Genomic DNA, 9244 nt, shown 5'->3' on the forward strand with positions numbered 1-9244 from the left:
TTGAGCGGGCGGCCGGGTCAGCTTGGCTGCTTCGCCTGGGCGTAGGGCTGCCAGCCGTCCTCGGGTTGCGCCAGCCGGTCGGCCACCACGGCCCAGACCTGCGGATGCCACACCAGGCCCACGTGGCTGGCCTGTACCTCCACGTTTTCCGCGTTCGGCCCGGGGGCCTCGCAGCAGGCCTGCCAGGCCACCACACCGTCGCTGCGGCTGTAAATGGACGTCGTGGGCACGGGCGGTGTCAGGGCCAGGCGGGCCAGCAGCGCGGCGTCCAGGGCCGGCATGCGGCCACTGAGCATCTGCAGCAGCACGCCGACGTTGGTGTGCTCGCAGCGGCCCGCGAAGGGCGTGCCCAGCGTGATCACCTGGCGGACGAGCTCGGGGCGGCGCCGCGCGATCTCGCGTGCGTAGATGCCGCCCAAGCTCCAGCCGATGAGGCTGACGCGCCGGCCCCGTTGCGCCACCGTGGCGGCCACGCCCTCGGTGAGCAGGTCCAGCCAGCCCTCCATGTCGCCGCGCGGGCCGGTGTTGCAGCCGCGGCCCCAGTCGCAGGCCTCGTAGCCCAGGTCGCTGCAGCAGCGGCGCAGCGGCTCCATAGCCAGCGCGTCGGCGCCCAGGCCCGGGAACAGCACCACCGGGTGGCCGTCGCCCGTGGGCAGCCGGCTGCGGTCCATGAAACCGGCGCTGACGTACTCCAGCATCGCGCGCATGGGCTCCAGCCCCATGAGGGCCAGGGGCGGGGCCTTGTAGGCATGGCTCATCGTTGGCATGTGCAAACCCGAAAACCGTTGATGGCTTTCGTGAGGCAAGGCCGGGTCCCGCGGCGCACCGGATTGAGGCCCGTCAGCTTGTCGGTGGGTTCCTACAGGGTCCAAGCCACCGGATGCGGCGGACGGCTGACGCGGCGCTGTCAAAATCTCGGCCAGACCGTTCACCGGAAAAAAAGACATGAGCATCAAGAGCGACAAGTGGATTCGGCGCATGGCGCAGGAGCACGGCATGATTGAGCCGTTTGAGCCCGGCCAAGTGCGCCAGTCCGCCGACGGCCACAAGATCGTGAGCTATGGCACGAGCAGCTACGGCTACGACATCCGTTGCGCGCGCGAATTCAAGATCTTCACCAACGTGCACTCCACGGTGGTGGACCCGAAGAACTTCGACGAGAAGAGCTTCGTGGACTTCGAGGGCGACGTCTGCATCATCCCGCCCAACAGCTTCGCGCTGGCGCGGACCATGGAGTACTTCCGCATCCCGCGCAACGTGCTGACCATCTGCCTGGGCAAGAGCACGTATGCGCGTTGCGGGATCATCGTCAACGTCACGCCCTTCGAGCCGGAATGGGAGGGCTACGTGACGCTGGAGTTTTCCAACACCACGCCGCTGCCGGCCAAAATTTACGCGGGCGAGGGCTGCGCGCAGGTGCTGTTCTTCGAAAGCGACGAGGTCTGCGAGACCAGCTACCGCGACCGCGGTGGCAAGTACCAGGGCCAGCGCGGCGTGACGCTGCCCAAGACCTGACTGGCCCCTGGGCTGACTTCCCCGGCGCGCCGCGCGGTGCGCCTTTCCTTCCCCTGTTGACCTTGCGAGGACCATGTTCACGCCGCTGGATGTCCACGGCGCGCCGCCGCATGAGCCCATGACGGCCGCGCGCATGCCGATTGCTGCACCCGCAGCACACAAGCAGGGCGGCCCGCGCCGCCCTGGTATTTCAGTCTCAGCCAGGGGGCGCGCATGAGGTGGCAGGGGCAGCGCGAGAGCGACAACGTCGAGGATGTACGCAGCGATTCCGGCGGCGGCACGGGCGGCGGTTTTGGTGGCCTGCCCATAGGCGGGCGCGGCCTGAGCCTGGGCGGCGTCGTGGTGGCGCTCATCGCGGGCTGGATCTTCGGCATCAACCCGCTGGCGCTGCTGGGCCTCATGGACGGCGGCGGCCCGGCGCCACAGGCGCAGCGCGAGGTGGTGCCCTCGCACCCGACGGACGAGCGCGCGCGCTTTGCCTCCGTGGTGCTGGCTGATACCGAGGACGTGTGGGGCGCCATCATGGGCCGCTCCCAGCGCCGCTACGAGCCGCCGCGCATGGTGCTGTTCCGCGGCCGCACGCAGACCGCCTGCGGCCAGGGCGAGGCTGCGGCCGGGCCCTTCTACTGCCCGGCCGACCGCAAGGTCTACATCGACCTGAGCTTCTTTGACGTGCTCTCGCAGCGCCTGGGCGCGCCGGGCGACTTCGCGCAGGCCTACGTGATCGCGCACGAGGTGGGCCACCACGTGCAGACCGAGCTGGGCCTCACGCAGCGCGTGGACGCGCAGCGCCAGCGCTTGGGGCAGGCCCAGGCCAACGCGCTGTCCGTGCGGCTGGAATTGCAGGCCGACTGTTTTGCCGGCGTGTGGGCGCACCACTCGCAGAAGGGCAAGAACTGGCTGGAGGCGGGCGACATCGAGGAGGCGCTCAACGCCGCGTCGCAAATCGGTGACGACACGCTGCAGCGCCGCAGCCGCGGCACCGTGGTGCCCGAAAGTTTTACGCACGGCAGCAGCGCGCAGCGCGTGATGTGGTTCAAGCGCGGCCTGCAGACGGGCCAGCCTGCCCAGTGCAACACCTTCGAAACCGCCGGCTCCTGAAGGCTCAACCCATGCGACGACTCTCCAACTCCGCCGCGCTGGTGGACAACTGGTTCGACATGCTGCCGCCGCACCAGCAGGCCACCGTGCGCGCGCTGCATGGCGCGGTGCTGGATGCGGCGCCGCAGCTCATCCCCAGCGTGAAGTGGGGCAACCTGGCCTACCTGGACGGCGCGGCGCAGATCCTGTCCATCAGCACCCACAAGACGCACGCGCAACTGCAGGCCGCGCGGGTGCTCAGCGCCATGCTCCCCCCGCACGGCCCCGGCGACGAGGCGGCCGAGCACCCGCTGGCGCGGCCGCTCAAGTGCCGCTACTCGCAAAGCGTGGACGAGGGGCAGGTGGCACGCGTGGTGCGTGCCTGCATGCAGTTGCGCTACCAGGTGGACCCGCAGCAGCTGCACCAGGAATCGCAGGCGGCGCCGCAGCCGCCCGGCGTGGGCTGAGGGGCCAGCCTCAGGGCTTGGGGAAGGTCCCCGGCAGCAGCACGCGCGTGTCCACGCCGCTCAGGTTGCGGTGGCCGCAGAAGGCCATGGTCAGGTCCAGCTCCTTGGCAATGACCTCCAGGCAGCGCGTCACGCCCGCCTCGCCCATGGCGCCCAGGCCGTAGAGGAAGGCGCGGCCGATGAGCGTGCCGCGCGCCCCCAGCGCCCAGGCCTTGAACACGTCCTGCCCGCTGCGCACGCCGCCGTCCATCCAGACCTCGATCTGCTTGCCCACGGCCTCCACGATGGCGGGCAGGGCTTCGATCGAGCTGGGCGCGCCGTCCAACTGGCGGCCACCGTGGTTGCTGACGATGAGGGCGTCGGCGCCGGAGTTGGCGGCCAGGCGCGCGTCCTCCTCGTCCATGATCCCCTTGAGGATCAGCTTGCCGCCCCAGCGCTTCTTGATCCACTCCACGTCGCCCCAGTTCAGGTTGGGGTCGAACTGCTCGGCCGTCCAGGAGCTCAGGGACGACAGGTCGCCCACCCCGGAAGCGTGGCCGACGATGTTGCCGAAGCTGCGCCGCGGCGTGCCCAGCATGCCCATGCACCAGCGCGGCTTGGTCGCCAGGTTGATCAGGTTGGCGATGGTGGGCTTGGGAGGCGCGGACAGGCCGTTTTTCAGATCCTTGTGACGCTGGCCGAGGATTTGCAGGTCCAGCGTGAGCATCAGCGCCGAGCAGTTGGCGGCCTTGGCGCGGTCGATCAGGCGCTCGATGAAGCCGCGGTCGCGCATCACGTAGAGCTGGAACCAGAACGGCTTGGTGGTGTGTGCCGCCACGTCCTCGATGGAGCAGATGCTCATGGTCGAGAGCGTGAAGGGGATGCCGAACTTCTCGGCCGCCTTGGCCGCGAGGATCTCGCCGTCGGCGTGCTGCATGCCGGTGAGGCCCGTGGGCGCGATGGCCACGGGCATGGCCACGTCGTGGCCCACCATGTTGGCGCGTATGGAGCGGCCTTCCATGTTCACCGCCACGCGCTGGCGCAGCTTGATCTTCTGGAAGTCGCTCTCGTTGGCGCGGTAGGTGCCTTCGGTCCAGGACCCGCTGTCGGCGTAGTCGTAGAACATGCGCGGCACGCGGCGCTTGGCCAGCACGCGAAGGTCTTCGACGTTGGTGATCACGCTGCTCATGGTCTGTCTTGTCCCCGGGGGTGTTCTGCAATGGGGGCGGATCGTATCGGCGCCGCGCGCGCCACGGCCGGACAAATGTTCAGGCGGCAGCGGAAAGCTGCGCCGCCTTGACCCGCTTGGTTTGGGCCGGTGCGGGCTCAGGCGGCGCGGCGCACGGCCAGCAGCGCCGTGGCCTGGCGCGCGATGGCCTCGCAGCGCCGGCGCAGCCACTGCGCGAACTGCGGCGCCGCGCCGCTGCCGGCGTGCGCCAGCACGAGGTACTGGTGCGCGGGCAGGGCGGTGATGGCGAAGGGCGCCACCAGCGCGCCGCTCTCCAGCCAGGCGCGCGCCAGGGACGGCCGCGCCAGCGCCACGCCCTGGCCGCCCAACGCGGCCTCCAGCGTCAGGCCCAAGTCCAGCAGGCGCGGGCCCTCGTCCGGCTCGGCCCAGGGCAGGCCGGCCGCGGCGAACCACGGCGCCCAGGGCTCCAGCGGCGTGCGCAGCAGCGGCGCGTGGGCCAGGTCGGCGGGGCTGGCCAGCGGCGGCAGCCGCGCCAGCAGCGACGGCGCGGCCACGGGCAGCACCACGTCGCGCATCAGCTCGGTGCCGCCCACGGCGGCCGCGTCGCCATGGCGCACCAGCACGTCGGCCTCGGCGCCCTCGGCGTCCAGGAAGGGAATGGAGAGCACCACCTCCAGCTCCACCAGCGGGTGGGTGGCGGTGAAGTCCGGCAGCTCAGGCACCAGGATTTGCCGCGCGAAGGTGGGCGGCGCGCTCACGCGCAGCCGCTGCACGCGCCGCCGTGCCACGCGGTGCTGGGGCGCGGCGGCCAGCAGCCCAAGCGCGGCGCGCACGTGCGAGAGGTATTCCTTGCCCGCGGGCGTGAGCGTCAGGCGCGGCCCGCGCTGGAAGAGCGGTGTCCCGAGCAAATCCTCCACCGTGGCGATGCGCTTGCCCACGGCGCTGGCGGTCACGGCCAGCTCCTCGGCGGCTTTTTCGAACGTGCCCAAGCGTGCCGCGGCCTCGAAGGCACGCAGGCCGTCTATGGAGGGAAAACGCAGCTCCGGCATGGTGGCCGGCACTCTAGCAGTGCCCTCGCGCGGCCCGCGCTCGCGAAGCCGCGCGGCGCGAGCGGTCGCGCGGGAGGGTCAGGCAGGGCGGCGCGCTGCCGGCCGCTGCGGCCGGCGCGCCGTTGGTCAGTCGTTGCAGGTGGTGCTGCCGCAGCCGGTCATGGTGCCCTCGGCCACGGGCTCGCGGGCCAGGCCGGTGGCGGGGTCGAAGCCGACTTGCTCCATGTGGAAGGCCAGGCCCGCGTCCATGGTGGAGGCGTGGGTGGGGAACCACTGCGCCAGCTCGGCCACGGCCTGCTTGAGCGGGCCGAAGTCGCCTTCCACCTGCGCCAGCGCCACCACGTTGCGCATCACCTGCAGCACGGCGGCGTGCTGGAAGGTGTGGCAGTTCTCGGTGGAGAAGCCGGTGGCGGCCATCCAGCGGTCTTCCTGGGCAAAGTGCTCGACGGTGTGGTCCAGCAGTTCCTGGAAGCGCTGCAGCAGCGTGGCCGGTGCGTCGTCCAGCGCGGCTTCGGCCGCGGCGAGCAGGTCCACGAATTCTTGGTGCGTGACGTCCATTTGCGGCTGCTGCAAAGCCAGCGCATCGGACCAGATCAGGGTCGGCATGGGGCGCGATTGTGACCCGTGGCGGGCCGCTGCCCTTGAGCCAGCTCAAGGGCGCGGCCCCGTTACGATCGGCGCATGACGACGGAAATCACGAAACCGGCTCCACCGCCGCCGCTGCGGCGCCCGCTGCGCTGGCTGTGGATGGTGGCGGGCGGCCTGAGCCTGGCGCTGGGCGTGGTGGGCGCCTTCCTGCCGCTGCTGCCCACGGTGCCGTTCGTGTTGCTGGCCGCGTTTTGCTTCTCGCGCGGCAGCGAGCGCTGCGAGCGCTGGCTGCTGGAGCATCCCCTCTTCGGCCCGCCCGTGCGCCAGTGGCGCGAGCAGCGGGCCGTGCCGCTGCGGGCCAAGCAGATCGCCAGCGTGATGATGGCCGTCAGCAGCGCACTGGCCGCGTGGTGGCTGCCTTCGCCCTGGCGCTGGATGCCCGCGCTGTGCTGCGCCGGCGTGGCGCTGTGGCTGTGGCGGCTGCCCACGGCGGTGGCGCGGCCACGGAGCTGACAGGGTGCTGACGGTGTGCGCGCCGCAGTCGTGACGCAGGCCACGCCTGGCGCGTGCAAGACTTGCGGCCCGCGCGGGGCAGGGTGCTTCTGCATCCTGGGTGCAAGCCTACGGTGGTAGATTGCCGCCCTTTGCAAAGAACCGGCCACTCAGCATGTCGCAGACGATACGCATCCCAGACTCGCTCCTCGCGCTTGCGCAGCGCGAAGCCGAGTTGATGAGCCGCACCGTGGCTCAGCAGCTCGAACATTGGGCCCGCCTGGGGCTGGCCCTGGAGGCGTCCGGCGTGACCGCCAGCCAAGTGCGCCACCTGCTCGATATGGAAATGGGCCGCCGCCTGGAGCTGCCCTCGCGCACGCTGCGCCGCGAAGAGCCCGCGCCCAAGGAGCGCAGCCGTGACGCCGACGCCTGGGGCGACGAGGACGACTGCGGCAGCGACCGGCCCGGCGCCGGTAATGGTGGCAACGCCGGCAACAACGCTGGCGGCAGCAGCAACGCCGGCAACGGCGCCGACGACGAGTACGACGAGGACTACAGCGACGAGGAAGTCGCCGTGGCCATCACCTGCATCAGCGGCGTGCTGTCGCTGGAGGACGGCGCCGACGAGGCCGACCTCTCCGAGCGCGAGCTGCGCCGCCTCATGGCCGGGCTGCTGCGCCGCCGCCGCCACATGAGCCTGTCGGAGCTGGAGGCGCTGAGCGCCGAGCGCCGGCTGCAACTGGCCACCGAGATCGCCTTTGCCGAGCACGCCGCGCGCGGCCGGCGCTGACGCCTTGCCGGCGCGTCCCCTCGCGCCTTCTCCGTGTTGCAAGCGGCCCGCGCCGCGTCGTTAGCATCGCTGCCCATGTACGTCGGCCACTTTGGGCTGCGCAGCGAGCCCTTTTCCATCGCCCCGGACCCGCGCTGCCTCTTCATGAGCGAGCGCCACCGCGAAGCCCTGGCGCACCTGCTCTACGGCGTGCGCGGCGGCGGCGGCTTTGTATTGCTCACCGGAGAAATCGGGGCGGGCAAGACCACGGTCTGCCGCGCCTTCCTGCAGCAACTGCCGCCGGACTGCTTGGCGGCCTACGTCTTCAACCCGCGGCTGACGGCCGTGGAGCTGCTGCAGACGGTGTGCGAGGACTTCGGCCTGGGCGCCATCCCGGCCACCACGGTGAAACCGCTGGTGGACGCGCTCAACGCCTTCCTGCTGCGTGAGCACGCGGCCGGGCGCCAGTGCCTGCTGATCATCGACGAGGCGCAGAACCTCAACCCCGACCTGCTGGAGCAGCTGCGGCTGCTCACCAACCTAGAGACCAGCGAGCGCAAGCTGCTGCAGATCGTGCTGGTGGGCCAGCCGGAGCTGCAGCGCACCCTGGCCGGCATGGAGCAGCTCGCGCAGCGCGTGATCGCCCGCTACCACCTGCAGGCCCTGTCCGAAACCGAGACGCGCCAGTACGTGGAGCACCGCCTGGCCGTGGCCGGCCTCACCGGAGCGCCGCCCTTCGACGCCGCCGCGCTGCGCCGCATCCACGCGCTCACGCAGGGCGTGCCGCGGCGCATCAACTTGCTGTGCGACCGCGCGCTGCTCGGCGCCTATGCGCAGGGCCGGCACCAGGTGGACGCGGCCACCGTCCGCCAGGCCGCCGCCGAGGTTTTCAATCTGCCTCCTCCGCGGCGGCAGGGCCTGGCTGTTGCCACGGCGCTGGCGGGCCTGGTGGCGGTGGGGGCCATGGCGTGGAGCGGGCTGTTTGGACGTGGCGAAGGGGCGGGCGGGGCGGCTACCGATGCCGCCGCTGCCGCGTCCGGCGTGGTGGCCTCGGCCGCCTCGTCCGCTTCCGGCGCGGCCCTGGCTGCGGCGTCGGCGGCTGTCGCTAAGGCCCCCGCCGTGGCCGATGGCCCGGCCTCGCCTGCGTCCGCCGCGCAGGCGGTGGCGGCAGCCACCCCCGCGCCGCTGCCGCTGGCCGGATTGCCGTCCGAAAACGCCGCCTGGCGCGAGCTGGCGGCGCTGTGGAAATGGCCGGTGGAGCAGGCCGATGCCTGTTCAACCGCCGGGCCGCGCGCCGGCTGCTGGCGCGGCACGGGCTTGTCGCTGACGCAGTTGCGCCAGTTCGACCGGCCGGGCCTGCTGGCGCTGCGTGATGCGCAGGGCCGGCCCACTTGGGCGCTGTTGGTGGCGCTGGACGCGCGCACGGCCACGCTGCGCGCGCACGGGCGCGAGATGAGCGTGCCGCTGGCCGCGCTGGCGCCCCTGTGGCAGGGCGATTGGGCCAGCTTCTGGCGCGCGCCTGAGGGCTACGAACGCGCGCTGGGCCCTGGCGACAGCGGAGCGCCCGTGGCGGCCCTGGCGGGCTTGCTGGCGCGTGCGCAGGGGCAGCGCGTCCCGTCCACGCCGCCGCGCCGCCTGGAGGGCGCGCTGCTGGCCGATCTGAAAGCCTTCCAGTTCGCCGCCGGGCTCAAGGCCGACGGGGTGGCGGGCCCGGCGACCTTCATGCTGCTCAACCGCGCCGCAGGCCTTGACGAGCCGCGGCTGCTCAAGGCTCCCTGATGTCCTACATCCTCAAGGCGCTGCAACGCGCCGAAGCCGAGCGCAACCGCGGCGCCACGCCGGGGCTCAACACGCCGGTGCTGCCGGTGGCCGCCGAGCCCGCTTCCGAACCGCGCCGCATGCTGCCCTGGGCGCTGGCGGGCGGGACGGTGGTTGTGGGGGCCGCGCTGGCGTGGTGGCTGTGGCCGGGGGAGCCGCAGCGCGAGGCGGCGGTGCCGTTGGCGGCCGCGCCGGCCCCCATCAGCCCGCCTTCCGTCCCTGTGCCCGCACCCGGACCTGCCCCCGCACCCGCACCCGCACCCGTCAGTCCGGCGCCCGTGACGCAAGCCGTGCCGCC

The 9244-nt window shown here is 72.0% G+C and carries 10 protein-coding genes and 1 pseudogene; 7 read left to right on the forward strand and 4 right to left on the reverse strand.

The window, feature by feature from the left end:
• Positions 1-17: 17 nt before the first annotated feature.
• Positions 18-758, reverse strand: a complete 741-nt coding sequence (locus SM757_RS27915) for an esterase/lipase family protein (RefSeq protein ID WP_322467875.1) — start codon at positions 756-758, stop codon at positions 18-20.
• Between the two features lie 187 nt (positions 759-945).
• Here SM757_RS27915 and dcd point away from each other — a divergent pair, with 187 nt between their 5' ends.
• The 3 genes from dcd to SM757_RS27930 all read left to right on the forward strand — a co-directional run bounded on the left by dcd (position 946) and on the right by SM757_RS27930 (position 3062).
• The gene (gene dcd, locus SM757_RS27920) at positions 946-1515 is read left to right on the forward strand and encodes a dCTP deaminase (protein WP_066340302.1); all 570 of its coding nucleotides are present in this window, start codon (positions 946-948) and stop codon (positions 1513-1515) included.
• A 213-nt stretch (positions 1516-1728) separates the two neighbouring features.
• Positions 1729-2616, forward strand: a complete 888-nt coding sequence (gene ypfJ, locus SM757_RS27925) for a KPN_02809 family neutral zinc metallopeptidase (RefSeq protein WP_322467876.1) — start codon at positions 1729-1731, stop codon at positions 2614-2616.
• 11 nt (positions 2617-2627) lie between these two features.
• Complete coding sequence (locus SM757_RS27930; RefSeq protein WP_066340306.1) at positions 2628-3062, forward strand: DUF1801 domain-containing protein; 435 nt, start codon at positions 2628-2630, stop codon at positions 3060-3062.
• Between the two features lie 10 nt (positions 3063-3072).
• Here the strand turns inward: SM757_RS27930 and SM757_RS27935 are convergent, their stop codons facing one another.
• The 3 genes from SM757_RS27935 to SM757_RS27945 all read right to left on the reverse strand — a co-directional run bounded on the left by SM757_RS27935 (position 3073) and on the right by SM757_RS27945 (position 5885).
• On the reverse strand, positions 3073-4230 hold the full coding sequence (locus SM757_RS27935; RefSeq protein WP_322467877.1) for an alpha-hydroxy acid oxidase: 1158 nt from the start codon (positions 4228-4230) through the stop codon (positions 3073-3075).
• 137 nt (positions 4231-4367) lie between these two features.
• Positions 4368-5279, reverse strand: coding sequence for a LysR substrate-binding domain-containing protein (locus SM757_RS27940; protein ID WP_322467878.1), 912 nt, complete (start codon positions 5277-5279; stop codon positions 4368-4370).
• 126 nt (positions 5280-5405) lie between these two features.
• A complete protein-coding gene (locus SM757_RS27945; RefSeq protein WP_066340311.1) occupies positions 5406-5885 on the reverse strand; it encodes a hemerythrin domain-containing protein in 480 nt (159 codons plus the stop codon).
• 75 nt (positions 5886-5960) lie between these two features.
• Between SM757_RS27945 and SM757_RS27950 the strand changes: the two genes are divergently transcribed.
• From SM757_RS27950 to SM757_RS27965, 4 genes and pseudogenes are all read left to right on the forward strand, one after another.
• Positions 5961-6380 (forward strand): YbaN family protein, encoded by a 420-nt coding sequence (locus tag SM757_RS27950; RefSeq protein WP_084267771.1) that lies wholly within the window; start codon positions 5961-5963, stop codon positions 6378-6380.
• A 154-nt stretch (positions 6381-6534) separates the two neighbouring features.
• Positions 6535-7149, forward strand: coding sequence for a TA system antitoxin ParD family protein (locus SM757_RS27955; RefSeq protein WP_066340313.1), 615 nt, complete (start codon positions 6535-6537; stop codon positions 7147-7149).
• 75 nt (positions 7150-7224) lie between these two features.
• Positions 7225-8907 (forward strand): AAA family ATPase, encoded by a 1683-nt coding sequence (locus tag SM757_RS27960; RefSeq protein ID WP_322467879.1) that lies wholly within the window; start codon positions 7225-7227, stop codon positions 8905-8907.
• A pseudogene (locus tag SM757_RS27965) lies at positions 8907-9244 on the forward strand (general secretion pathway protein GspB); the annotation flags it as partial. The gene SM757_RS27960 and the pseudogene SM757_RS27965, both read left to right, overlap by 1 nt.

It is taken from the genome of Azohydromonas lata, from assembly GCF_034427735.1.
GTDB classification, from domain to species: Bacteria; Pseudomonadota; Gammaproteobacteria; order Burkholderiales; family Burkholderiaceae_C; genus Azohydromonas; species Azohydromonas lata.